This is a genomic window from Paenibacillus sp. RU5M (genome assembly GCF_900221055.1).
In the GTDB taxonomy this organism is placed as follows: domain Bacteria; phylum Bacillota; class Bacilli; order Paenibacillales; family Paenibacillaceae; genus Paenibacillus; species Paenibacillus marchantiae.
The window spans coordinates 80,703-107,181 of record NZ_OBQM01000009.1 but is presented as its reverse complement, the minus strand read 5'-3'; the positions used below and the strand labels follow the sequence as shown (position 1 = coordinate 107,181).

General features: G+C 46.9%; 19 protein-coding genes. 16 read left to right on the top strand and 3 right to left on the bottom strand.

From position 1 onward, the window contains the following. The first annotated feature begins 334 nt into the window (after nucleotides 1-334). Nucleotides 335-1,477, top strand: a complete 1,143-nt coding sequence (locus CRO25_RS23515) for a hypothetical protein (protein ID WP_079696624.1) — start codon at nucleotides 335-337, stop codon at nucleotides 1,475-1,477. Between the two features lie 3 nt (nucleotides 1,478-1,480). Further along, nucleotides 1,481-1,645: a response regulator transcription factor gene (locus tag CRO25_RS34310; RefSeq protein WP_101749464.1), complete on the top strand. Its 165-nt coding sequence runs from the start codon at nucleotides 1,481-1,483 to the stop codon at nucleotides 1,643-1,645. A gap of 80 nt (nucleotides 1,646-1,725) precedes the next feature. On the opposite strand, the gene CRO25_RS33710 is transcribed toward CRO25_RS34310, so the two are convergent. Then, nucleotides 1,726-1,872, bottom strand: coding sequence for a hypothetical protein (locus CRO25_RS33710; protein ID WP_218843447.1), 147 nt, complete (start codon nucleotides 1,870-1,872; stop codon nucleotides 1,726-1,728). A gap of 161 nt (nucleotides 1,873-2,033) precedes the next feature. Beyond that, nucleotides 2,034-2,387 carry a hypothetical protein gene (locus tag CRO25_RS23505; protein ID WP_079696622.1) on the bottom strand — a complete coding sequence of 118 codons (354 nt, stop codon included), beginning with the start codon at nucleotides 2,385-2,387 and terminating at the stop codon, nucleotides 2,034-2,036. A gap of 244 nt (nucleotides 2,388-2,631) precedes the next feature. On the opposite strand from CRO25_RS23505, the gene CRO25_RS23500 reads away from it, so the two are divergent. The 4 genes from CRO25_RS23500 to CRO25_RS23485 all read left to right on the top strand — a co-directional run bounded on the left by CRO25_RS23500 (nucleotide 2,632) and on the right by CRO25_RS23485 (nucleotide 5,925). After that, nucleotides 2,632-3,495, top strand: coding sequence for a MurR/RpiR family transcriptional regulator (locus tag CRO25_RS23500; RefSeq protein ID WP_063566684.1), 864 nt, complete (start codon nucleotides 2,632-2,634; stop codon nucleotides 3,493-3,495). Nucleotides 3,496-3,499: 4 nt separating this feature from the next. Then, nucleotides 3,500-4,228, top strand: coding sequence for a glucosamine-6-phosphate deaminase (gene nagB, locus CRO25_RS23495; RefSeq protein WP_063566685.1), 729 nt, complete (start codon nucleotides 3,500-3,502; stop codon nucleotides 4,226-4,228). After that, nucleotides 4,225-5,439, top strand: coding sequence for an N-acetylglucosamine-6-phosphate deacetylase (nagA, locus tag CRO25_RS23490; RefSeq protein ID WP_256863741.1), 1,215 nt, complete (start codon nucleotides 4,225-4,227; stop codon nucleotides 5,437-5,439). Before nagB ends, nagA begins: the two co-directional genes overlap by 4 nt. Before the next feature lie 114 nt (nucleotides 5,440-5,553). Beyond that, the gene (locus CRO25_RS23485) at nucleotides 5,554-5,925 is read left to right on the top strand and encodes a hypothetical protein (protein WP_053783145.1); all 372 of its coding nucleotides are present in this window, start codon (nucleotides 5,554-5,556) and stop codon (nucleotides 5,923-5,925) included. A gap of 439 nt (nucleotides 5,926-6,364) precedes the next feature. Here CRO25_RS23485 and CRO25_RS23480 read toward each other — a convergent pair whose 3' ends face one another. Continuing rightward, nucleotides 6,365-7,720, bottom strand: coding sequence for a dipeptidase (locus tag CRO25_RS23480; RefSeq protein ID WP_079696621.1), 1,356 nt, complete (start codon nucleotides 7,718-7,720; stop codon nucleotides 6,365-6,367). Nucleotides 7,721-7,949: 229 nt separating this feature from the next. Between CRO25_RS23480 and CRO25_RS23475 the strand changes: the two genes are divergently transcribed. The 10 genes from CRO25_RS23475 (at nucleotide 7,950) to CRO25_RS23430 (ending at nucleotide 26,458) form a co-directional block, all read left to right on the top strand. Beyond that, nucleotides 7,950-10,352 (top strand): AraC family transcriptional regulator, encoded by a 2,403-nt coding sequence (locus CRO25_RS23475; RefSeq protein WP_079696620.1) that lies wholly within the window; start codon nucleotides 7,950-7,952, stop codon nucleotides 10,350-10,352. 331 nt (nucleotides 10,353-10,683) lie between these two features. Further along, nucleotides 10,684-11,613, top strand: a complete 930-nt coding sequence (locus tag CRO25_RS23470; RefSeq protein ID WP_052016746.1) for a sugar ABC transporter permease — start codon at nucleotides 10,684-10,686, stop codon at nucleotides 11,611-11,613. A gap of 39 nt (nucleotides 11,614-11,652) precedes the next feature. Then, nucleotides 11,653-12,540 carry a carbohydrate ABC transporter permease gene (locus CRO25_RS23465; RefSeq protein WP_079696619.1) on the top strand — a complete coding sequence of 296 codons (888 nt, stop codon included), beginning with the start codon at nucleotides 11,653-11,655 and terminating at the stop codon, nucleotides 12,538-12,540. Nucleotides 12,541-12,558: 18 nt separating this feature from the next. After that, the gene (locus CRO25_RS23460; protein WP_072735430.1) at nucleotides 12,559-14,064 is read left to right on the top strand and encodes an extracellular solute-binding protein; all 1,506 of its coding nucleotides are present in this window, start codon (nucleotides 12,559-12,561) and stop codon (nucleotides 14,062-14,064) included. A 239-nt stretch (nucleotides 14,065-14,303) separates the two neighbouring features. Further along, nucleotides 14,304-17,654: a glycosyl hydrolase gene (locus tag CRO25_RS23455; protein WP_079696618.1), complete on the top strand. Its 3,351-nt coding sequence runs from the start codon at nucleotides 14,304-14,306 to the stop codon at nucleotides 17,652-17,654. A gap of 117 nt (nucleotides 17,655-17,771) precedes the next feature. After that, complete coding sequence (locus CRO25_RS23450; RefSeq protein WP_079696616.1) at nucleotides 17,772-18,593, top strand: polysaccharide deacetylase family protein; 822 nt, start codon at nucleotides 17,772-17,774, stop codon at nucleotides 18,591-18,593. Between the two features lie 11 nt (nucleotides 18,594-18,604). Beyond that, entirely contained in the window at nucleotides 18,605-20,827 is a 2,223-nt protein-coding gene (locus CRO25_RS23445) for a glycoside hydrolase family 105 protein (RefSeq protein ID WP_256863740.1), read from the top strand. A 193-nt stretch (nucleotides 20,828-21,020) separates the two neighbouring features. Beyond that, complete coding sequence (locus CRO25_RS23440) at nucleotides 21,021-21,233, top strand: RHS repeat domain-containing protein (RefSeq protein WP_079696615.1); 213 nt, start codon at nucleotides 21,021-21,023, stop codon at nucleotides 21,231-21,233. 100 nt (nucleotides 21,234-21,333) lie between these two features. Next, the gene (locus CRO25_RS23435; RefSeq protein WP_079696614.1) at nucleotides 21,334-26,202 is read left to right on the top strand and encodes an RHS repeat-associated core domain-containing protein; all 4,869 of its coding nucleotides are present in this window, start codon (nucleotides 21,334-21,336) and stop codon (nucleotides 26,200-26,202) included. Between the two features lie 13 nt (nucleotides 26,203-26,215). After that, a complete protein-coding gene (locus CRO25_RS23430; protein WP_079696612.1) occupies nucleotides 26,216-26,458 on the top strand; it encodes a hypothetical protein in 243 nt (80 codons plus the stop codon). The last annotated feature ends 21 nt before the right edge of the window (nucleotides 26,459-26,479 follow it).

The following is a 26,479-nucleotide window of genomic DNA, read 5'->3' as shown; positions in this document are numbered from 1 at the left end:
CGGTTGGAAACATGAAATTAAGCCTACTCTGTCGAAACCATTACTATTCTTGTATAATTACAGAATAGTAACTTACGGGGTGGGCTTTTTAATGAGTACAGCCTATCATAGTCAATATTTTGCAAATGAACTGGACCTTGGTTACAAGGTGATATAATAGAACAGCTAAAAGTTCTAGTGAGGGTTCACGATTCCCAATTACATTACCTTCAGGAAGAGTTTCTGCTAACGGATGACCCAATCGATAATGATGTACATGATCGCTTGATGCATGTTTCTTCGCTGGTGATATTCATTCCGTATGTTTGTTATAAAAGATAGAGGGAGGATTTACGTGTTACATACAATTATTGATTTTTTTATATGGATAAAAAATTGGTTGGATTCATCAAGTGATTTAACAAAGCGAATTGCAGTATACATCGTGGCGTGTTTTGTAATCATATTTTTAATATCTTTTACTCTTACAGTTATTAAAGAGATCATTATTTTAATAAAACAGATATTCATTCTTATAAAGAAACAGACTTGTGTTTTTTCTAATTCTTCAAAAAATATTATTCAATCATTTAATGAATCGGGAATAATAGAACATAAAACTTTATATTTGTTGCCTGATGGACTTAAATTATTTTTCGGTAAGAAATCAGGCTTGCTTTTAAAAACAGGAATTTATATGCTAATACCAGAAAATTTAAAGGAGCGGTGGTTTGAAGGCTCAATTCAAATTAACAATAGAATTAATGAAGAAAATAAAGTTAGTCAAAATGGAATTGAATTACAAATATTGGATGTTATGATTATGCCTGGACAAGTAACAAAAGTCCTTTTTAAAATAAGTAATCTAGAGAAAATAGCGAAAACTATACAACTATATAAACTTAAAGCAAGAAAAAAGGATGATGAAGAGTTTAATGTACATAGTGGGCAAGAAAAAGACTTAATAAAACGAATAAAGTTATTTGTTGATAATCATATATTGTTATTTGAGCGATTTAATGAAAAACAATTGATTAGAGAAATAAATTTCGGAAAAGAAAATCAAATAACATTCGAAGCGATTTTCGAATCATTAGCATTATCAGAACTTAGAGAGGCAAAGAATGTGACTTTGGAAGTTGAATTTAGATATTTAAAACACGGTAACGAAAATGCTAAACAAATTAAATTGAGTTCTAGTTTAGAAATCTCAAGCCAAAAGGAAACCAACATTCATAATATTATTCGGAATCAGATATCATTGCCAATTATTTTTAACTTTTTAGCATTTGGTGGATATTTAATGTTTTTAATGCCATTGATAATCATTTTTAGTCTGCTGACTTTATTTATATACTCACGTATTTTATTTGTTTGCTCTGCTTTATTCCTGTATCTGATGTTTTGTTTAGCGATTAATTTGAATAGCAAACTTGCTCAATTATATTGGGACATGAGCAATGATAAAGAAACAGAGATTACTTATAATAATGGATAACAGATATCAATCGAGTGTATTTCAAACCACATCTCGAATGTGATGCAGAAACTCAATGTTAAGGGGTTGATTGAAGCAGCACGAAAGTCTTTCTCTATTCTTCATGATGAAGAATGGGGAAAGACTTTTTTGTTTGAAGTTGGAAAGCAAAAACAAGCGAATTCCTAAAATGAAGGAATCGCTTGTTTTAAATAGTCATTCTCAGAAGTCTGAATTCAGAAGCTGCTGAGTGCAGTCTGCTATTCTGCTTAGCTCGGATTTAGGATAGCCAAGACGATTTGTCTTTTCGCAGCACCACCAGCAGGAACAATGAATTTTTCCTTTGGCAAAAGTCCCTTCGAACTTGTAGGACCAATCGTACCGAATAGCGAGCTGTTTTTTACGTTGAATAACACGCTTTCTCTGGTGCCTGTAGTAGGCTTGATTTCTTTGCTGAGATTTCATGGATCATCACGCTCCCTTGGGAAAAGGCTCAGCCCGCAGAAATTCCAAGGGTATAGATTGCTACGGGCAGAGCGTGATGGAAATCGTAATCGTATATGGCATAAGGGTTCACCTACATATGGTTATTGGAATGTTCCTCAATAAAGGATCTCCATTGTTTCTTTGAAAAAGGCTGATAGAAGAGCTGCTCCAATTCCCTGTATTGTGTTTCATCTAGGTGCAGATAGAGTGCTTTTTTCGCAATTTTGGCAGCAGGTTGGGAGGAAGATTTTGTACCGCCAGTTTTACGTTTGATTGGAATATGAAACTGCAGCAAGTCTGCGAGGCTATTCCAACCTTCCCAGCTCAGTCGCGCTCCGCGCTTCCAGTCGATGGCATAGAGGGCAAAGTATTTACGAGCTTCGGTCTGTTTTATGGCAATAATCCAGGTGGAAGGAATCATTTTTTGACGTTGTCGTTGATTCATCGAGTGTACTCCTTCCTTTGAAGTGAAAATGTCCACATTCACTTCAAGGTTTATCTCCAATATAAGCGGAATCCCATTCCTTAATCAAGAAGATACCTTTTTAAAAATTTCATCATACATACCGCGAATACATGGTTAAAATCCTCTTGATTTGCAACAACGTATTGATTAAAATGAAAATATAAAAATAATTTTCTTTATTTATAATGAATTAATAAAAATAATTTTCATAAAAGGAGAACTCATGGCAGCCATACTACATGCGTTGCAGCAAGAGCTGAATGAACTTCCGTCTCAGGAACGACGAATCGCAGAGGTGATTTTACAGTCCCCATCTGATATTCCTGGCTGGACCATTAACCATCTTGCACAGCAAAGCGGAACAAGTGCGGCTACGGTAACCCGCTTTTGCAAATCATTCCATTTCAAAGGTTTTCCTGATTTCAAAATGAAGCTGGCCGCAGAATTGTCGCATTCCACCAATGAAACAGCATATCAGGATATCGTGGCAGGTAATCCTTTATCCAAAATTGTGGAAGCCATCGAAGCCAATCATCTTGCATCCATTGCGGACACCACCCGTTTGCTGGATCTAGGAAGGCTGGAGCATGCAGTTCAGTTACTATGCCATGCCCGTCGTATTGATCTCTACGGTGTTGCAACCTCTTCCATTGTTACGCAGGATTTCTATCAGAAACTTGTACGGATCGGCAAAAGCTGTACTGCCTTCTCGGATTCACATATGCAAATTACGTCGGCTTCTTCACTGGGTGAGGGAGATGTGGCGATGGCGGTATCTTATTCGGGTGAAACACCGGAGACGATCGATGCCTTGCATTGTGCCAAACAGGCGGGAGCCTCTACCATTTCACTGACATCCTATGGAAATAACAAACTTGCGGGGGTGTCTGATATTCCGCTCTTTACGTCTTCGTTGGAAGAAGGCATGAGACGGGGGGATATGGCTTCACGTATTGCACTGCTGCATGTCGTCGATATTCTATTCACGGGCATGGTTAGTGCCGACTTTGACCGTTTTATCCCCAAATTGGAACAATCGTATCACAATGTACAGTCTTATCGAGTTCAACATAACGGAGGTGCCTAAGAAGATGAATATTCGTATTTTTGAAAATGAAGAAGATTTGAATGCAACGGGTGCAGGGGTGATTGCCAGTTTGCTACAGACAAAACCCCGGGCTGTACTGGGACTCGCGACTGGAAGTTCTCCTGTGGGTATCTATAAACAGCTTATTGCTTTGTATCAGAAAGGTCTGGTCAGCTTTGCGCAGGCCTCTTCCTTCAATCTGGATGAATATGTCGGTCTTCCTGTAGAACATCGCGAAAGCTACCGCAGCTTTATGAATGAGCAACTGTTTTCGCATATTGATATCGATCTCGCCAGAACCCAGGTGCCGAATGGACAGGCTTCGGATTTAAATGAGGAGTGTGTTTCCTATGAACAACGGATTGATGATCGTGGACCAGTAGATCTGCAATTGTTGGGTATCGGACATAATGGCCACATTGGCTTCAATGAACCCGGAACCGAGCTTACAGGACGGACACATGTGGTGGATCTCAAAGAAGAGACAAGAAAAGCAAACGCCCGCTTTTTTAATCATATTGATGAAGTTCCAACTCAGGCCATTACGATGGGGGTAGGTACAATTCTGAAAGCCAAACAAATTCTGCTGATCGCCCGTGGTGAGGAGAAAGCCGAAATTATTCGTGAAGCCTTTATGGGGCCGATTACGACACAATGTCCCGCTTCGCTGCTGCAATGTCATCCTAATGTGGTCGTGTTACTGGACCGTGCGGCTGGGAGGCTGGTGAAATGAACGTAGAAGCTATGGAAAACCAGGAGCAAGAGAGTGAAAAAACCATTTCACTTCTTCGAGGTAAAATCGTACTGCCCGATGGTGTAATGGAGGATGGTGTACTGGTCTGGACGGATGGGAAGATCCTTTATGCTGGCGCACCCGAGGGATTATCTGAACAGATTCGCCGTGAAGCCGTATCTGTGCCTGTTTCCAAGCATGGCGTCATTGTGCCTGGATTTATAGATATCCACGTACATGGTGGCAATGGCGAAGACTTTATGGACGCGAGTAAGGATGTGATGGATAAAATCACTTCATTCCACAGCACACAGGGGACCACTGCCATGCTGGCAACGTCTATGACAGCGCCCAAAGATAGTCTGGACCGGGTATTGGCTGAAGTGGACAGCTACCGTTCCGGTGACATGCCTTATGCACAGCTGGAAGGTGTACATCTGGAGGGTCCTTTTTTCAGTCCGAAGTGGCCCGGCGCACAAAACCCGGATCATATTGTATTGCCTAATGTGTCCTGGCTGGACGCGTGGGAAAAACAATATCCCGGCCTGATTCGTCAAGTCACCCTGGCGCCGGAACGTGAGGGAGCGCTCGAAGTCATTTCATGGCTGCGCGAGCAGCGAATTACGGCAGCATTAGGACATACGGATGCGACCTATGAAGAAGTACAGCTTGCGGTCGAGGCCGGGCTGCACCATGCCGTGCATACATTCAATGCGATGACACCGCTCCATCACCGGAATCCCGGAGCTGCCGGCGCAGTGCTTAGTGATTCCCGCATCAGTGCAGAGATCATTGCAGACGGTATCCATGTGCATCCGGCGGCGATGTCTATTTTGGCTCAACTGAAAGAACAAGCAGATCAGCTTGTGTTAATCACAGACGCGATGTCTGCTACCGGGCTGGATGATGGTGAATACAAAATTGGCGATCTGCCTGTGATTGTTACGAAAGGTGTGGCACGTTTGAAAGACGGAGGCGCACTGGCAGGAAGCACGCTCACGATGATTCGTGGTTTCCGCTATCTGGTACAGGAAGTAGGCTTGAGTCTGAATGCAGCTTCACGCGCAGCCAGCCTGACGCCGGCACGTCTGCTCGGCATTGATCACCGCACGGGTTCCTTTGCTAAAGGCAAACAGGCGGACGTCGTTTTGCTGAATGGTGATTTGAAAATTGAGGAAGTGTGGGTGAAGGGAAGACGAATCGGCGGTTAATTCTACATTTGTAGTGTTGTCGTGTGCCTCAACAGGCAATAGCTTGCGTAATGTGTTAAAATAGATCTCAAAAAAGCCGGGATCTGCGGATCACGCATTACGGAGGCGTGAAACATGGAACGTAACGCTATGCTCGAATTCGACCCGTTCATCACAGAGCTGGCGGAAAAGCTGCACGTACACGGATATTATGCCTTTTATGGCGAGCACTACAATGAGACCGATATGGAGCAGTACCGTAGACACCTATTCACCTCATTCAGCAATATCGTATGGGTGGAGCTGGATGCACGCAAAAAGTATATGATTGTGGATCATCGTGGACGCAATACGGTCATGAAGTTAATCGACGGTATGCTGAACACCCGTAGAACGCTGCGGGCCAATCTGGCGATGGCAGGTACAGACACCTCCGAAGTCCAGCAGGAAATCACGCACATGATGCAGCTTGTGCATATGTTAAATTTCACAACCTTCCGCTCATAAGTGGAGGATACAGGATTAAAATCTAGAGGATGTCTCCGGAAGTTTGTATACTTCTTCTAGTCACAACGCTAACGAATCTGTCGCACCAATTATAAAAGGGGCGTGCCGTCATGAATATAGACGGCACACCCCTTTTTATCTATATATCTACCTACCCTACTACTACCCTTCATTTGTAAAGTAAGCTCAGTCTTAAAATAAGTTCATGGAAAAGCTGCAAAGTAGTGAAGGGGACGAAATCGATTCTGGAAAAGCGAAGCGTTCGCCTAAAAGCTTTCTGCAAGAAAGCTACTTCGGAAGCATATGCTATCGTCGGATCTTACCCTTTGAGAAGGGGAATCAAAGAAATCCGGGGATAACAGCGATCGAAAGAACGATTCGGCACCGGAACGTCAACCCAGCACGCTTTCCAATACTTATTTTTCACATGAACTATACTTTACAAACTTTTTAAAAACTGAACAATCGTCAACAACCCTTTATCAAAGTTCTCCAGGTTGAAATGCTCATTCGGTGCATGCAGGTTCTCATCTGGCAAACCGAAGCCCATCATAACAGCCGGAATACCAAGCACGCGTGAAAGTTTCTCCACGATCGGAATGGAGCCGCCATCTTTCGTAAACAGGGCACGAACGCCGTACACTTGCTCATAGGCATCAGCTGCTTTTTGCAGTACCGGATCGGAAGGATCAGTATTGAACGCAAAGGCTTTCTCGATCTGTTTCACATGCAGCGTTGCGCCAGGTTGAACGTGCGCGCGCAGATGTGCTTCGATACGGTCCAGCACCTGCTGTGGATCTTGATCCGCAACAAGGCGGCATGTAATTTTGGCATGAGCTTCCTTCGGAATAACGGTTTTGGTGCCTTCACCTTGGAATCCGCCCCATACGCCATTCAGTTCCAGCGTTGGACGTGCGCCAATACGCTCTACGAACGAGTAGCCTTCTTCCCCGTACAATTGCTCCAATCCGAGGTCTTGACGAAGCTGTTCTTCATTGAAGCCTTGCTTCACGAACTCTTCTCTCATCTCAGGAGAGAGCGGCAGAACGCCATCATAGAAACCATCTACGCTCACGCGACCTTGCTCATCATGCAGCGAAGCGAGCAGGGATACGAGTGCGTGCAGTGCGTTCGGTACACCGCCTCCAAATGAACCGGAGTGCAGGTCCGTGTTGGCTGTATTCAGATCCACTTCAAGTGAGCAAAGACCACGCAGACCCGTGGAGATCGCCGGTTTTCCTTTTTCGAGCAGGGACGTATCCGAGATCAGTACCATGTCTGCACGCAGTTTGTCTGTATTGTCGTTCAGGTAGATCGGCAGGTTCGGGCTGGAGATTTCCTCTTCGCCTTCGATGCAGAATTTCACATTAACAGGAAGTTCCTTGTTTTCGGCAAGCAGAGCTTCAACCGCCTTGATATGTAAGAAAATTTGTCCTTTGTCATCCGTAGCACCACGTGCAAACAGTTTGCCATCACGAACGGTAGGTTCGAATGGAGGTGTTTCCCACAGGTTAAGCGGATCGACAGGCTGAACATCATAGTGTCCATAGATCAGTGCGGTTGGTTTGCCGGGTGCATGCAGGTGATCTGCATATACAATCGGATGTCCCGCTGTTGGAATTACCTCTACATTTTCCATACCTGCACGAGTGAGTGCATCTGCAGCCCATTGTGCCGCACGGTTAATATCCTCTTTATGTGCCGAAATGGCTGAAATACTTGGAATGGACAACCATTCGTTCAATTCCGCCAGGTGTTTCTCTCTATTTTCTTGAAAATAAGTTTGTTCCTTCATTAAAAGGCCTCCTTCATGTTTTGCTTTATCCTATTGTAATCCATTTTGATGCGTTAATAAAACATTGGTTAAAAAATGATCTGCTACAACCCGTTTCATTCCCCCGGAAATTATGCGTATAATACAAGAAACGGATTTCATCCATATATTCTCATGTAAACCATTCAGCAGGGGAGTGAGGGAGTTCCCATGACAGTCAGAGCATACGCAAGCAAGCAGGTGAGCACTGATGGAACCAGTTAGGAAGGTAAGATCCTCCGGCAGACTCACGCGTTGGCCAGGGTTAACCACAGGACGACATAAAGGGCGTTTTTATCGAAACAGCCTGATGCTTATTTTGCTCATTGCCAGCATTCCCGGACTGATTACAGGCATCGTGATGTATCAGTTGGTCGTTGGCCGGATGGAAAATGAATTTAATCAGATGCACCAAAGCCAGATTGAGAACCGGGCGCGCAACGTGGACGACCAACTCGCTTATTTGGAGATGACCTTGTCCCATTGGGCTTTTGAACCCAGGTTTGGCAATGCGCTGCGAACACTGGATTTTGTGTATTATTTCAACGAAACACAGGAGATCGTCACCACACTATACGTGTTGCAAGGCTCTCATCCGCTCATCAAATCCGCGCAGCTATATTTACAGGAACCGAAACCGATTTTGTTTAACCGGGATTATAACGAGTTGAAGGATGATGCAAAAATACAGGCCTACGACCGCTATCTGACGATGGGCAACCATGTGTATTGGACAGACTGGATTGCGAGCCAGAGCAGTGATAAAGCATCTCAAACGAATGATAGTATACTGCATACCGATCCGGGTAATGCACTGGTTCTTGTACATAAGATTCCGGGTGAAAGCATTAATCCATTTGGTGCGCTGATCATTACGCTGGATAATGAGAAAGTCGCCAGCTTGTTGAAAACGCTTACTCCTTATGATGAAGGGTTAACGTTCCTCATGGATAAACAGGGTAATACACTGGTTACCGGTAATCCGGTAGCAGGGAAGACCGACCTTGCTTTTGAGCAGCAGCTCAAAGAAGAGGTAGCCCTGCATGCAGACAACCATTCATTCCTGTTCAAATATGAGGACGAAACCTATTCCGTGTCCTATGGATCACTGAGTCGGATTGATTCGGACTGGACGTATGTCTCCGCAGCTCCGCTGACATCGGTGACCTCACCGGTGAAGCTCGTATCCAAAATCATCGTCATTGCGAGTGCTGGCAGTCTTATCCTGGGGTTGGTATTATCCTGGTTTGCTTCACGCAGAATATACTCTCCCGTAGCAAGGATGCTCCATTTATTGACGCCGGGCAGGAGTGAAACGACAACAGATACCAGGCTAGATGAATTCCAGCTATTGGAACAACAGTGGAACGAATTGACTTCGCAGAGTCTGACCGCCCATCGACAATTACAGGAGCAGCTTCCCCATTTGCGGGACAGTTTTGTATTACAACTGGTGCAGGGGCATCTGTATGCCTATAACGAGAAGGATCTTCAGCAGCGGATGAGGAATCTTGGTTTTGAGGTGGAAGGCCAGCAGTTTTTGCTGCTTCAGATGTATTTTACGGGCTATGCCCAGTTACAGGGGCGATTTGGGAGCCAGGATACAGGGCTGGTTACCTTTGCAGCAGTTAATATCATTGAAGAAGTTGCCAAAAATGTTTTCAGTCAAATTAGTGTAATGAACTTTCACGACCTGTCTTCAGCCATGCTTGTGATTGCTCCCAACGACGAGCCTGTGAAATCACAAGCGTTATTGTGGGGACAAGAGTTGGTGGAGGTCATAGGTCAGACTTTGAAAATGAACGTGACGGTGATCGTAAGTCGTCCTGCTGCCTCCCCGCAGGAATTGCCGGGATTATTCATGGAGATGGAGCAGGCGGTTGCTTATCGCAGCGTGGAGGACGGGAGCCAGATTCTCGATTTGGAGGATGAGCAATGTTTCCGCAGAACGGAAGAAGCCTCATATCCACTGGGGCTGGAACGTGAGATCCTTCAGGCGATTAGGCTTGGGAAGAAGGATGAGTCTGAGCGTGTACTGGAGCAATTTGTGACCGAGATCACCCAAGCGGGCAGTTCCGAATTCCAGGTGCAGCAGATGATGCTTCAATTGCTGGGAAGTATTCAGCATATGATGCTGCAGACCGGGGTAACGCCTTACAAGCTGTTTGGTGGCTGCAACATGTATGAGCGCTTGTCCACGATTCGCGAACCTGCACAAATGATGAAATGGATGATCGGAGAAGTATTGCTGCCATATGTTCAGGAGATCGAGATGCGTTCCCAGGAGCCGATGAAGCAGGTAGTGGAACGTACGATGTTGTTTATTGATGAGAATTATAGAAACGAACTTTCCCTGGAAGGCTGTGCAGATGCGGAGCAGATGACTCCTTATGCATTAAGCAAGGCATTCAAGCAAGTATCTGGCATGAATTTCATTGATTATTTAACACGGGTACGAATGGATGCGGCGAAGCAATTGCTGCGTGAGACCACGATGAAAATCAATGATATCGCAGGCGCTGTTGGATACCAGCACAGTTACTTTAATCGGATTTTCAAGAAACAGGAAGGTTTAACCCCGAGCCAGTATCGGGATCAATGGCTAGGTAAATAAACCTGTTCATAAGACTTCATCATTGACCGGAATCCCGCTTCATGGGAGTCCGGTTTTTCATGTTTCACCTCGGAAACAAAGAAGGATAATGCTGCAAAAATGTGCAATAACCTTTGCCAAAATATATCCAAATTGAAGAAGGAATGGCGTTATAGCGGGCTTTCGGACCACTTTGCGCAACCATGCAAAAAATGAAGGTTGCCGGAAACAAGGCAGCTGTATAGTCTGAATAACAGGTCGATTGATAACGCTTACATAAATGGGGAGGGGAGACATTATGAACGGGAAGACGGACTGGAATGGAAATGGCGCTACAGCAGCTCAAGTGGATATGGCCGCATTGCCGATGAAGCGGGAGTCCAACTGGAAGAGGCAGATCAAACGAAATAAATGGCTGTACGTGCTTGTGCTTCCCGGATTTTTGTACTTTGTCATTTTTAAATACTTGCCTATGTGGGGGATCGTTATTGCCTTCCAGGACTATCAGCCTTTTCTGGGCATTCGCGACAGTCAATGGGTGGGTATGGAGAACTTTACGAATTTTTTCTCCAATCCGGACTTCTTCCGATTGCTGAGGAATACGCTCGTCCTTGCCCTATATGATCTTATATTCTTTTTCCCGGCACCGATTATCATCGCTTTGTTACTTAATGAAATCCGGGTCGCTTTCTTCAAAAGAACGATTCAGACGCTGGTCTATGTACCTCACTTTGTTTCCATGGTCATTATCGCGAGTATCACTTATGTATTCCTGACTCCGCAAGGCGGGGTACTCTATGACCTGATCTCCTGGATCACAGGCAAACCGATCGATGTATTGGCAAGTCCGGGGTCATTTCGTCCGCTCATTATTGTTCAGATGATGTGGAAAGAGATGGGCTGGGGAACGATTATCTTCCTCGCAGCACTTGCAGGTGTGGATACAGAGCAGTATGAGGCTTCAATTGTGGATGGTGCAGGTCGATTACGGCGCATGTGGCACATCACGCTTCCAGCGATCCGCACGACCATTGTTATCTTGCTCATTCTCAGGCTGGGGAACTTCCTGGATACCGGTTTTGAACAAATCTATCTGATGACCAACTCGCTGAATCGTGATGTGGCAGATGTATTTGATACGTATGTATACACCGTCGGGATTACGCAAGGTGCATTCAGTTACAGTACCGCGGTCGGGTTATTCAAGTCGGTTGTCGGAATTATTCTGGTGCTGGGCAGCAACAAACTGGCCAAGAAATTCGGACATCCCGGAATCTATTAAGAGCATGTTCGTCATCCATCGATAAGGAGGAAATTGCCCATGAACAGCCGTCTATACAACAGCCCTGCCGGCAGAGTATTTGATATTTTCAATTACGTCATGCTGGGGATTCTGGGCATATTAACCGTCCTTCCTTTCCTGTATATTATAGGAAATTCATTCGCGACCGAAGCCGAGATTACCGAACGCAGTTTTTTCCTTATTCCGAAGGTGTTTTCGTTCAGTGCGTATGAGTATATTTTTTCCTCGTCCACCATCTTCCACAGTATAGGGGTTTCGATATTTGTTACGGTTGCAGGTACATTGGTCAATCTCTTCTTCACACTGACGATGGCTTACCCACTGTCCCGAAGTGACTTCTGGGGCCGAAATGTCATGATGAACATGGTGATTTTCTCCATGTTGTTCGGCGGCGGGATGATCCCGACCTATCTCGTCATTCGTGGACTTGGACTTCTGGATTCCTACTGGGCCCTCATGCTTCCTGGCGCGATCAGCGCTTTTAACTTAATTGTTGTCAAAAACTTTTTTCAACAAATGCCGCCAGGGCTGGAGGAAGCGGCCCGCATCGACGGCTGTTCGGATCTTGGGGTACTGTGGCGAATTGTTCTGCCATTGTCGAAACCGGTGATTGCCACCTTTGCGTTGTTCTACGCCGTAGGGCACTGGAACAACTTTTTCTCGGCACTCCTGTACATTTCCGACAGTGACAAATGGCCATTGCAAGTCATGCTGAGACAGATCGTTCTGCTCTCACAGGCCAGTGTCGGAGATATGGCAAACATGGACCCCAATTTTGTACAGCCACCGGAGCAGTCCATTAAAATGGCGGTCATTGTGGTTGGTACCATCCCGATTTTGCTGGTGTATCCGTTTTTGCAGAAGCATTTTGCCAAGGGTGTCATGTTAGGTTCAATTAAAGGCTAAAGCCAAGGGGGAGAACGTATGGGACAAAAGACGGGATTCAAAAAAGGCGCATTGCTACTCTCTGCATCATTGGTATTGAGTACGATTCTGGGAGCTTGCTCCACGGACAAAGCAGGTTCAGGAACAGCTGCGGGTGGCACGGATCAGATCACGATTATGCTTCCGAACTTTGAAGCGGAGAATCCGCCGGATAACAGTCCTGTGATTCAGAAGCTTGAGGAATTGACCAAGATGGATGTGAATCTGCAATGGGTACCGAGTAGCTCCTATGAGGATAAATTCAATATCACACTGGCTTCGGGCAAGCTGCCCGATGTTATGGTTGTGCTTGGTAAGTCCCCAAGTTTCATTAATGCGGCTCGTACTGGAGCTTTCTGGGAGCTTGGACCTTATTTGAAAGACTATCCGAACCTCAGCAAGATGAATGAAATTATCACTAACAATGCTTCTATCGATGGCAAAACCTATGGCATCTACCGCGCACGTGCTCTCGGACGTAACGGTGTCACGATCCGCAAGGATTGGCTGGAGAAGCTTGGTCTGGAAGAGCCAAAGACCATTGACGAGTTCTACAATGTATTGAAAGCGTTCACGAAGGATGATCCAGACGGCAACGGTAAAGACGATACCTACGGTCTGGTGGCGAGCAAATTCACAGGTCCTTGGGATAATATGCAGATTTGGTTTGGTGCACCCAACAAGTGGGGCGAGGATGGTAACGGAGGTTTGATGCCGGCACACGAGACTCCAGAATATATGGAAGCTTTGAAATTTTTCCGTCAAATCTATAGCGAAGGTCTGGTCAACAAGGACTTTGCCGTGATGGATGCAACCAAGTTGTCCGATCCGTTTGTGAACGGGCAAGCAGGCGTAATGGTGGATGTAGCAGATAACGCACAGCGTATGGATCAGAAGATTCTGGAGAAAGATCCGTCAGCAACTGGGCATGTGGATGTGCTTCAGGCAATGGAGGGGCCGAACGGTTTGCGTGACATGCCAACATCCGGCTATTCCGGCATGATTGCCATTTCCAAAAGCAGTGTCAAAACGGAAGAAGACTTGAAAAAGGTACTGAGTTTCCTGGATCAGCTGAATGAACCTGAATTGCAGGCGCTGCTGGGGAACGGTCTGGAAGGCAAGCAGTATGAGAAAAAAGAGGGTTACATCATTCCGACAACTGACAAACTGGCGCTGCGAGATGTACAGGGTCTGAATCAGATCCTTATGTTTATTCCAGAGGACAAAACACTTCGTGTGCAACAGACACCTGTTCGCGAAAAGGTTGCACAAGTGCAGAAAGCCAATGAGGAAATCGTCATTGCTAATCCTGGCGAACCGCTGATTTCCGATGTGTATGCCCAGAAAGGACCACAGCTGGATAACATCATTAATGATGCCCGTATCAAATTCATCGTGGGGCAAATTGATGAAAAAGGTTTCCAGGATGCTGTAGCACTGTGGAAAAGCAGTGGTGGCGACGATTATGTCAAAGAAGTGAATGAGCTGTACGCTGCACTGAAGTAGATTGATGTTCCAGAGCCCGGCAGCCTTTCTTGTAGTGCAAAGGTGGCAGCCGGGCATTTCCGTGTATCCCTAGTTAGTTCAGGCTATTTAAAAAACGATCTTCATCTCTTTTTTTGTGAATTATAGCTTCCAGTATTTAGATTTTGATGTATAATCAATGCAAAACAAACCTATTTGAACTTAAATGAACGTTATCGGTAGATGGACGACCACTCTTGCACATACAGGGAGGAAGCGACATGTGGAACGGGGATGCATTTGAAAATCCCGAGGCGCAGTACCGGGTTCATCCCTTTTGGTTTTGGAATGGGGATATGGAAGAAGGGCAAATCAAACGACAAATAGCCGAAATGTCTGCACAGGGCGTAGGTGGTTTTTTCATCTGTCCACGTCAGGGGCTGGAGATTCCCTATCTGTCCGAAGCATGGTTTGACAAGGTACGGATTGCAGTGGAAGCGGCGGCTGCCTGCGGTATGCAGGTATGGTTATATGACGAGTATCCCTATCCAAGTGGGATGGCTGGCGGTGAGGTGACACTTGATTTTCCCGAGGCGAAGCAGCGCCAGCTTGTGCATCAGCAGATTCGTGTTCATGGCGGAGATACAGTAGATCGTGAGTTGCCGTGGGGTCGAATTCTAGTGGCGAAGGCAATACCCAAGGATGCGCAGGGCAAACGATTGTGGCATGAATCCATTGATTTGCGCAATAACATTGGCAATATCCAGACGGATCAGGTCTATCAGGAGACAGGACTCACGTCGTATAATCGAAAGCGGTTTTTTACATACCGAACGGCTTTCCGCCTGTCATGGAAAGCTCCCGCTGGGGAATGGGACGTGATTATATTTCAGGAAGAAGAGATGGATGATTTCAAATATTACGGCAACTTTGTAGACCCGTGTCACAAGGAAGCGATGAGCCGTTTTATTGAACTGACCCACGAACGGTATAAGGAAGCAATTGGAGAACAGTTTGAAAGCGTAATCAAAGGCATGTTCTCCGATGAAATTGCGCCGCTTGGGCGTATCCCCTGGTCTCCACAGCTTCCCGGCTATTTCAGTGAACGCTGCGGTTACAGTCTGATCGAGTCCCTACCTGCTCTGCTGCATGGCGATGTCCCAGACGCAGAACGCATCAGGTATGACTATTATCAGTCGCTACATCTGCTGCTCAGGGAGTCGTATCACAAACAGGTACATGACTGGTGTGAAGAGGCAGGGATTCAGTATGCGGCAGAAGTGCCCGGGGTACGGATGACCACGCAGTTGTTCAGTCATATGCCAGGTGGAGATTCGGCACATGAGAAAATCGGACGCTCCTTATCCTGGATTCTGGAACGGTATGGCAAGAAGATGCGCGACAATCCGAAGATGGTCAGCTCGCTTGCCAGACAGCTTGGCCGAAGCCGCAATCTGATTGAGTGTTTTCACAGTGTGGGCTGGTCGATGACTTTACAGGATGCCAAATGGATGATTGACCGCATGGCAGCCATGGGTACCAACTTTTTTAATTTCCACGCCTTTTTCTATACCATCGGCGGACTCGCCAAGCATGATGCACCGCCGTCCCAGTTTTTACAGAACCCGTATTGGCGTCACTTCCGGCAGTTGGGAGATTACACGGGACGTTTAAGCTATCTGATGAGCACGGGGACTGCGGACATTCGAATTGCTGTGCTTGATCCAACGACCACGTTCTGGAGCTTGATGGGCAATCCGCTTCACGGGTTCGAATATGGCGGAGAAGACGAAGCAGAACGGGCGAAGCTGGATCGTCTCACGAACGATTGGATGCGGATCACCTCGCATCTGCTCGAAAACAGACGTGACTATGATCATCTGGACCCCGAGCTGTTAGCCGAAGCTGTACTGAACGAGGGTACGATTCAGATTGGCGTTGCACGTTATGAGGTACTGATTCTTCCACCGATGCTGAACCTGGAGGCAGCAGCCTGGCAGCAGGTTAAGCAGTTCGTAGAACAGGGGGGAACGGTCATATCGGTAGGCATGCCTCCGCATGTAGCCATCCAGCCAGGAAGCCCTGCAGGAAATGAGGCCGCTCAGTTCTTTGGAGCAGGCAACCAGCCGCACGAGGCATATTGGGGCAATGCGGAAGAAACAGGTCACGAGAGCAGCGAATTGATGTGGCAGCAGGGCCAGGGGAGTGCCTATTTTCTACCTGCGGGAACAGGTCGCGGGGATGACTTCTCCTTGGAACTGATCTCCCTGCTGCTGGATCAGGTACTGCCCGAACCGATCTGTTGGATCATGGAAGAAGAAAGTGCGTCGCTGCTTATGCAGACCCGTCAATTATCGGACGGAGAGTTTATGATCTTTTTGTCCAACCAGGAAGGACAACAACTTGCAGGGCAATTGAAAATGGTAGCCAAGCGGTTATGGACGGATGTGGATTTTTCGACGGGTACACGTCTGCTGGCGGAACGGCTCGATTTGGAGACAGGACAGCGTGAATCATTGCCGTTTACCAGCAGTGGTGGTGAATGGTGCATTTCGTTAAAGCTTGCTCCCTATGAAGCACATGTGGTGAGGCTTACTTTACAACATGCTCAAGAGGCATCAGAGGAGAATTCTTTTGCTCTGAACCAAACAGGGACGAAGTCTGGAGCGGATCGTTTAGTTACTGAGATTGAGAACGCACCCTATACGATTCAGCTTCCTTCGGAGGGGCCATGGCGACTGGAAACGGTGCAGTCCAACACACTTCGGATGGGGCAGTTCAACGTAACAGCTTCCAATGACAACGGTGTAATTTTTGAACGTAATCATGTTACAGTCAAGCCCTTTATTGATCAGGCGGCTGAATTGTCGGAGAACCATCATCTGCCGCTCCAGTTTAATCAGGTATTTGGTACACCGAAGAAAGCATCCGTTGCCTATCCAATCCAGTGCAAGTATACAACTACATTTGAGCTGAGAACGGCATTGGAAGAATGTCTGTTATTCATGGACAGGGCAGCGATATCAGGTGACTGGACCATGGAAATCAACGGTCAACCGATCGGACCTGATCTATTTGAGCCAATTGAAATTACCGATCACCATAATATTGGCTGCAATATAACTGAGTTGTTGCGCAGTGGCCTGAATGAAATGATCGTTACCTTAGAGGTCACGAGGGATGAAGAAGGTATCGTTGATCCGCTGTATCTGCAAGGGCGGTTTGGCGTGGAATTCCATCATGAAGGCATGGTCTCTCTCGTTCGTGAGCCGGATACGTCGATCCGAATTGGGCCTGAGCCACAGCCGTTGTATCCCCATTTTGCAGGAGAGATGAGTTACAAACGAAGCTTCTGGGTGGATCAGCCTGCTGAAGAGGTCGCGTCTTTTGAACTGGAATTCAGTAACTGGCAGGTGCAGGATGTGGTAGAAGTACGGGTGAATGGTTACAGTCTGGGCGTTCGATGCTGGTCTCCATATCGCTGGACGGGAGAAGCCTCGTGGCTGCGAGCAGGGGAGAACGATATTGAAGTACGCGTTACCAATACATTAATCGGACTGCTGGAAGGTACGTATTTTGACTCGGGCAGCCACAGTTTGCAGGAAGCCGGTCATATATTAGCTGAAGAATAAGCCTCCCAAGATAAACGGATTTATTCCTTAAGGAGGTAGAAGGATCGTTGATCTGCTGTTTTACAGCAAGGAAAATGAAAAGCCGGAAAAAGCAATTGAAGTGGGAGGAGGAACAAGATGGGACATCGTATCCGGTTTGACCGCTACCCAGGTGGCGTGATGAAGGCCATGACGTTCAGTTATGACGATGGTGTGGTGCATGATCGCAGATTGGTGGGAATTTTCAATCAACATGGGCTGCGGGGCACATTCAATCTGAATTCCGGTACCCTGAGCAAGCCTGGCCGAATTGAGACGACAGAAGTTGCGAAGTTATATGCCGGGCATGAAGTGGCTGTACATACGGTCACCCATCCCACATTGCCCTATGTCCCGGATGAGCTGCTGACCGAAGAGATCATGGAAGATCGGAGATCGCTGGAACAGCTTGTCGGTTATCCGGTAAGAGGTATGGCCTATCCGAATGGAGGTTATGACCGTTCACTCAGCACCAAGCTCGAATGGCTTGGCATCGATTATGCACGCACGGTTGAATCCCATGGCAGGTACACACTGCCTGAGCGGCCGCTTGAATGGCATCCAACCTGCCACCATAACCATAATTTGGCGGCCCATGCCGAACGATTTATCCAGCATACGAAGACAGGTACGCCACTCTTGTTATATGTATGGGGTCACAGCTATGAATTCAATGATAACGACAATTGGCAGATTATAGAGCAGTTTGCTGAGCAGATTGGTGGCCGGGATGATATCTGGTACGCAACGAACATCGAAGTGATTGCTTACTGGAAAGCGGTCAAACGCCTGGAGTGTTCAGCAGATAGGTCCATCATCCACAATCCGTCCGCGATCACCGTCTGGTTTACGGCGGATCAGCAGGTGGTTGAAGTGAAGGCTGGCGAGACATTGCGACTAACCGAACGAATCAAGGTATAGGGAGGGAGCTGATGATCATTCGTTATTTTCATGAGAACGAGGCGATTGCAGGCAAGGTGTATGATTCAATTCCGGATATTTTGACTACCGTGGCACAGCGTTATATTGGGGACCATCCGAAACACTCCTTTTTGTTCCGAGCGTACCATCGTGGAGGCTTCCGCAGACTTGGGGATTATCGTTATGATCTGAATCTGGATGCCAAGTGGAAAGAGGCTCGTGCAGGACAGTACGTATACGTATGGGGCAAGTTGTGGAGCCAGCAGGAGGCTACGTTAAATACGGGACTGAACTGTTATAGTCCGGTGACGGTCTATGTGAACGGAGAAGAGATTTTCAAATCTGAGCTATTGCAGGAGTTATTTCCCGAGCGCAGAACCCAGATTCCGATTTCCGTGAAATATGGCTGGAACGATGTGTTGCTTTGTTTTGTAAAAACAGAGGTGGGATTCGGCGGGATCTACGGAACGGCCTCATTTAAAAACTTTCCGCTTCACTTCCTCACACCTGGTGTGAATCGCCAAGGACAGGAGGGCTGGCTGTACTCGGAACCCGTCGATGAACCTTTATCATCACTCCCTCGTGATGGCATGACTGAAGAAGAAACGGGCCTGTCCTGGTATCCGCGCAGGGACTGGACAGAAGGGGAACAGAACGCTGGAGCTTTCGCCAGAATCTTTGGGACAGAGCAGCCTGCTGTTGCGTACGCATGGTCCAAACTGGATGTCATCCAACCGGGATCGTCACCTGTTCTTTTGCAAGGAAAACATGAAGGTGCTCTCACCCTGTACGTTGATGGTAAGGAGATATATTCCGCTGGGCAAAGCGGCAATTACCGCATTGAACTGCCTTGCCGCTACGGTCCATCTGATCTGGTAGCAAAGGGTGAAATCAAGGCTGGGAGCGAGTTGTGGGGATTCACACTGGAAGATGCGAAGGATTCCACTGCAAAAGGATGGAGATTAAGACCACCTCATCCGGTTGCAGGATGTCCCGATGCGTGGCTGTATACGGGTGCATTTTCCCCAGGCTCTGAACCATCTCCCCAAGACATCGTGGTCACAGATACCGTATTTGATGATGGAGCCCATGGCGTGTACTGGCATGTAGATCTTCCTGAAACGAGTGTCCGTCCCTATTTGGAAAATACCCATTATGGCAAATGGAATTATCCACTCGGTGTCACCCTCCTTGGACTTCTTCAGATTGGACAGGAGTTGGGACGTGACGACTATGTTCAGTATGTGCGGGACCATATCGGCCTGAGTACATCGTTTGATCGTTATGGTCTGTGGGATCGGGAAGGGTACGGCGCCGCGGGAATTAATAATCAGTTGTCTGCAATCGACAGTCTGGATGATTGCGGTTCATTTGGATCTACGCTGCTCGCAGCGATGGAACTCGGCGACATTCGTGGAGGTAAAGATACCGCAGATCGTATTGCGGGCTATATTACGGATGAACAGGAACGTCTGGAAGACGGGGCCTTTTACCGTGTTCGTGGCAGCGGGGAGATGCGCCAGGAAACGATGTGGTGTGATGATCTGTATATGAGCACACCTTTTCTGATGCGGTACGGTCAGTTGACGGGAGATACTTCTTATTGGGAGGATGCAATCAACCAGTTCCTGATGTTCCGCAAATATCTGTATATTCCCGAACAACAGATCATGTCCCATGTGTATGATTTTGTGCGTGGACGGGCGACGGGCATACCATGGGGACGCGGAAATGGATGGGTTCTGTTTTCGCTAACCGAACTACTGTCGATTCTGCCAAGTGATCACGTCAAACGGCCAGAACTGCTGAGCTTCTACCGGGATTTATGTCAGGGGTATCTGGCGCTGCAAGGTGAAAATGGTCTCTGGCATCAGGTGCTGAACCGCCCGGATTCATATGAGGAAACCTCCTGCACGTCGATGTTCATCTACGCTTATGCCCGCGGTATTCGTGAAGGCTGGCTGGAGCAGCCAGAGGCCTACCTGGATGCGGTGCGCAAAGGATGGGAGGGCATGACCCATCTGTCCATTGATTATAAAGGCAACGTCTACGGTGTATGTCGGGGTTCTGGTTACTCCTTTACCGCACTTTATTACCGGGACGATCTGGGATGGATTCTGAACGATACGCACGGTATCGGCATTGTGCTTCTGGCCGGGATTGAGGCGTATAAAATGAACCAGCAGCTCTGCGAGGCGTCTATCGATTCTTCGGTTACAGCCGTGCAGCGCTGATGTTTGATTAAGTCCATATGAAGTGAAATAAGACTATTTAGGCAACTTAATTGCCTAAATAGTCTTATTATTGTTCTATTGCCACAATTATTCTGGATATTCTGGATCAAACGACAAATTTTGATAGATAGTTACAAAATGTATTTATTATAATAGGGAAGATCCAATTATTCTGTCATAGGGAGGAATTGAATTGAAAAACAAAGGAAAATGGAAAAGCTGGACTGGAACATGCGTATTAGGTCTGGGAATATTGTGTATGGCTTCATCAGTACAAGCGGCAGGCAAAACGACCTATGTATATGATTCCAACAATCGATTAACATCCGTGACGACCGCTAATGGAAAGGTATATACATATCAGTATGATACCAACGGAAATCTATTAAAAATAGTTCAGCGATAGGTCAGCTTGAATTCTTGAATTATCGTAGTAGGGACGATCCAAAGTTAGTGCGCGTTCGTCCAACGGGGAAGTACAATCCATATGGGGAGAGATTAATGATATGAAAAAAGGGCTATCCATCCTGCTTATTTTCTCTTTTTTGGCATCCATGTTATTTCCGCCAGAACCGGGGATACAACGTGCTGTAGCTTCTCCATCCTATGACACACCGGATACCGTGAGTGTGACAGAAGATGTATACGGTAATGCTTCATTGAACCCAGCGTTGGGAAGCGCTGTGGATTCGAATGATCTGATCACCATTACGACCATATCTGAACGCTTTCAAGTGGAACGGGACTGGATCGTTCTTGAACTGGGCAAAGGCTACGCACTAAATGAAATCTATCAGGCATTACTTGCTCAGGAGCAAGGAGGCTCCTATGAAACATACATACAAGAGAAATATCCAGACACCATGAATCATTCATTAACAGTTAGTCCTGAATCAGTTACATTTGAAAACGAACCCGGTTCGTTGGGCCGGGTGGATGAGCCCTCGGTGACAGAGGCTACATACAACGATGAATATGTGTCTCCTTCTGTAACAGACGAGGTGTATGCATCACCTCATTCATTCGCTCTCGCTGCCAACGGTTATGATGACATTGCCTTGCAACGTCAGTCCATCAAGTTCGATCAGGCTCCTTATGGAGTGGGATCGGTAAATGATAGTATCTCTACGAGCGATGGCTCGCTCAATATAAGTGTGGTGGATCTGGTCATGCCGGGGGCCAACGGTCTTGATTTTACTCTGCGTCGCAAGTATGACAGCTCGCTGGGCAAGGACCAGATTGGTGCGAGAGTAAATCCTGATTTTAAAAACACAACCGAATCGACAACAGAGGAACAAAAATTTCCAATCGGTAAAGGCTGGACCTGGGATTTGCCTTATGTGAAGCATGAAGGTGGTGGGACGTATGTTCACATTCCGGGAATGGGTACATTTGCCCGTCCTGAAACGGGCGGATTGGCAGGGTATCCATGGGAGAATCTGGACTTTGGACTTGTACACTCCGATCTCTATGTATCGGGAGAAAAAGCGTACTATGTTTTAACAGATTACAATACCGGTATTGTTCAATATTTTGATCAGGCAGGCAACATTCTGCAAATTCGTAATCAGTATAATAACACCATTGAATTTTATTACACTACCAACTTCAATTACGGCACCGTTCTGAGTTTTGTTATGAGTCGGGCAGGCAAGGGACAGCCTGTACAGACGATGGATTTTTCATACAGCACCAATCAAGTCAAAGTATCCTTTGATGATCGGGTGGTCACCTATAAAACACGAAATGTGACGAGTAACAATCGTACACAACGATTGCTCGATCACGTCATTGATGCAGAAGGAAGAATAACGAAGTATGGGTACCTTCGATGGAATGGTCTCCTTTTCAACCTGATTGATTTCTACAAGGATTATACGGGAGAAAATCAGCAGGTCTATTGGGGATGGAATGACTGGCTCGTGTTGGCCTCCATTGAGCATCCAACCAAAGCGATGACGCAATATACTTTTGGTGGGACTGTACTGCGAAAACTGGGGCCGACTGGTGCGGAGACTCAACCTCGATATGGTCAGCGCAGAGTGTACTACAGCACAGCGGGACAGGAAGTATCCAACCAAATCAATGTGAGTTATAGCGGCGATATTGGTGCGATATACGGACAAAACAATACCTTTACGACGACGGTGGAGGATGGGCTAACCCGCAGCGAGTACAGCTTCAAGAAACAATTTGTTGCACATAACAAACCGGACGTCGTCTATAACACACAAATCAGCACCCGCGCCATCGAAGGAAACCAGCGGCGGGTTACAGCCTATACGTACAATGAAGCCGCTTATCGGAATGTACCAACCCGCATTGAAGAACGTTCGTATGATACGGCCGGTGCCTCCAGTGCAGCGGTGACTTCACTCCAGTATAACGACTGGGGGCAGGTGATTGCCCGAACGAATCAACTGGGTGCAACGATCAAGTCCACTTATGAGATGAAGTTTTTTAGCGGATACGACTTGTCACCGCTAATCGCCCTTACCCAAAGTACGGAAACGGGCGGTAGCAGCCAGCAGGCAACCACCAATTACAGTTATGATTCGGTTACGGGATCATTAACACAGTCCGTCATACGGGACAGTCAAGGCAATCTTCTGGGCCAGACTAATTATCAATATGATGGATACGGGAACCCGATTGTGCTCCAACTGAAGGGAGAGACGGCGGATACCATCGTTCGTCAAGAGTTTGGTTACAAATCCATGTTGCCTACCCGGCAGGAAGCCCAAGTTACGGATGCGGCTGGGAAGAGTTCTACCGTTACTGTGCAAGCAGGGTATAACGCCACTGGTGAAATGAACAGCTATAAGGACGGCAATCAGAATACGACAACGACGACCTATGATAAGCTTGGGCGTGTCATTTCTGAGAAGAATCCGGACGGAAGCATGACCACCTTGTCCTACGATGACGTAAATAATACGTTGACGGTAAAGACGCCTGATCTGAGCCAAACGGTATACCGTTTTGACTCGCTGGGCAGGTTGTCCAGTGAAACGAATGAACGGGGCAGCAAGACGTATACGTATGATGTCTATGACCGGATGATCGCTCAGACGGATGCCACTGGTCAGACGACAACGTATGTCTATGATGCATTCAATCGGGTTATTCGTCAGCAGGACGGGACGTCCACCACCCAAATGGCTTATGATGATGCGGCGCGTACCCTGACGATCACCGATGGGGAAAACAACCGGATTCGGGAGACGCACAATGTTATGGGTCAGGTGACCAAGAAGGAAGAGCTCAAGGCTAGCGGCAACGTAGCTCTGGCCACCTACACGTACGACAGCGTGGGCAACGTCATCTCCATCACTGACGGAAACGGCAACCTGACCACGAATGGCTATGATGCCTTGTCCCGTCTCACCTCGGTGACCGATGCCGAGAATAAAAAGACAAGTTACACTTACAATCTCGGTGGTGACTTAACCAAAGTAACCTATGCCGACGGAAAGACCGTCCAGAAACGTTATGATGAGATTGGACGTTTACTCGTCCAGACAGATCCCCTGGGACAAGTCACGACCTATACGTATGATGCGAATGACAATGTGACCAAGGTGCTGGATCGCAAAGGGCAAGAACGAACTTATGTATACAACAACCGAAACTTCCTGCTGGAGAACCGGGCCAGTGACGGAACGATCTCGTACACCTATGATGCCATGGGCCGGAGAACCGGTATGGGTGACGCTACCGGAAGCACGCAATATGTTTATACACCCGTCGGTGAACTGGAGCGTATTACTTACCCGGATGGGGCGACATTAACGCTGGGCTACGATGCCCGAGGTGTGCGGACCCGTCAGATCTTCCAGCAAGGCAGTTATACGCTCAACCTGGGCATGTCATATAAGGGAGCCTCGGCGCTACCAGCAACCCTGAGCTTGACGAACGGTAGCGGAACGGCCCTCGGTAGCTTCGCGTACACGTATCGCGGCAACAACAATCTGGCACAAAAAAGTGCAGGGTCCGGTTGGAAGGAAGTCTATACCTACGATGGCCTGAACCTGAAGGGACTCACGCATACATTCCAGGGAACGAATGGCCCAAGTTACAGTTATGCCTATGATAACAACCGAAATATGACGAGCAAAACAGATCAGGGGATTGCTTCCCAATTCACGTATGACAAGCTAAATCGAATTAAAACATCCAGCCCGTATCAGGAGACGTATACGTACGATGTGCGGGATAACCGGAGCAGTCTGGAAAGTGACCGGGAGTGGAACCCGCCTGTGCCAGCTTCTTATTCCTACGATGCTCGCAATCAACTCACAGGTGCTACGGTTAACGCTCAGACCGTGAGCTACCGTTACAATGGGGACGGTCTGATGACCGAGCGAAGTACAGGAGGTCAGACGACTCGTTACTACTACGATAATCGTGGACTGCTGGTGGCGGAAGGTACAGTCGGCAGTACAGGAGCGGTGCAGATCACGGTAGGGTACGTCTACGATGCCACCGGCAAACTGACTGCCAGGCAGATCGCCGGAGCAAATCAGCTCCAGTCCTATGTGACGAACGGACACGGGGATGTGACCGAAGTCCGAGATGCATCCGGCAACGTATTGAACCGTTACACCTATGATATCTGGGGCAACCCGGAAACAACAGAAGAAACCGTCCCGAACGTCTTGCGTTATGCGGGGGAATATTGGGATGAAGTGACTGGCCTCCAGTACCTGAGAGCACGTTGGTACGACCCGTCCACGGCTCGTTTTATAAATGAGGATACGGTGGAAGGGGAACTTACGAATCCATTGAGTTTGCATTTGTACACGTATGTGGAAAACAATCCGTTGATCTATGTGGATTCAAGTGGGTATGGCAAACGCCCTGCGAATAATACAATTGAGGGAATGGGACTTGGTAGTGGAAGTGCCAGTGGAGGGCGAATGACCCCAGGCGGAAGCATGGGTGGAGGTGGAAGTAAAGGTGGAAGCGGAACGTCTGGTAGTAAGCCGTCGACATCAGGTAAGGTTAGTGGTTCTCTGAATGGTTTAAGCAATGCAGAGAAGAAAGTTGTAAATGATCTGATTAACAGTGGCAAAAATGTTGAAATTATTCCGAAAGATCCATATTCAAAAGTTAAAACACCTGATTTTAAAGTCAATGGAATTAAAACAGAACTCAAAACTTTAGAAAATGCTAATATTAACACTGGTATAACAAGGATACAAAAAGGATTGAAACAAGGAGCAGACACAGTGATAATTGACGCTAGGGCCGCAGGATTAACTGTAGACCAAGCAAAGGAGATTATTAAGCGTGCTTCTGGAACATACTCTAACAAAACAATTCCTGGTAAGGTTGAAATTTGGACGAATGAGGGGAATATAACCTATCCGTGAGAGGAGTGCTTTTATGGCAAGATTACAATGTAAATGTGGTGCAACATTATCGAATTCAAAAGCACCTAATGACGTTGAATTAAGAGTGTATACAGATAAAGAATGGGACGATATTATAAATTTAGGGGACTTAATTGACCCAGTAACAATACCAACTCCTCGATACGATGTTTGGAGATGTTTACATTGTGAGAGAATTTATGTTTTTGATGAGGATACTGTAATAAAGACATATTTGTTGGAAAGCAAAGTTTAGATTATTGGGCAAATGTCTGTA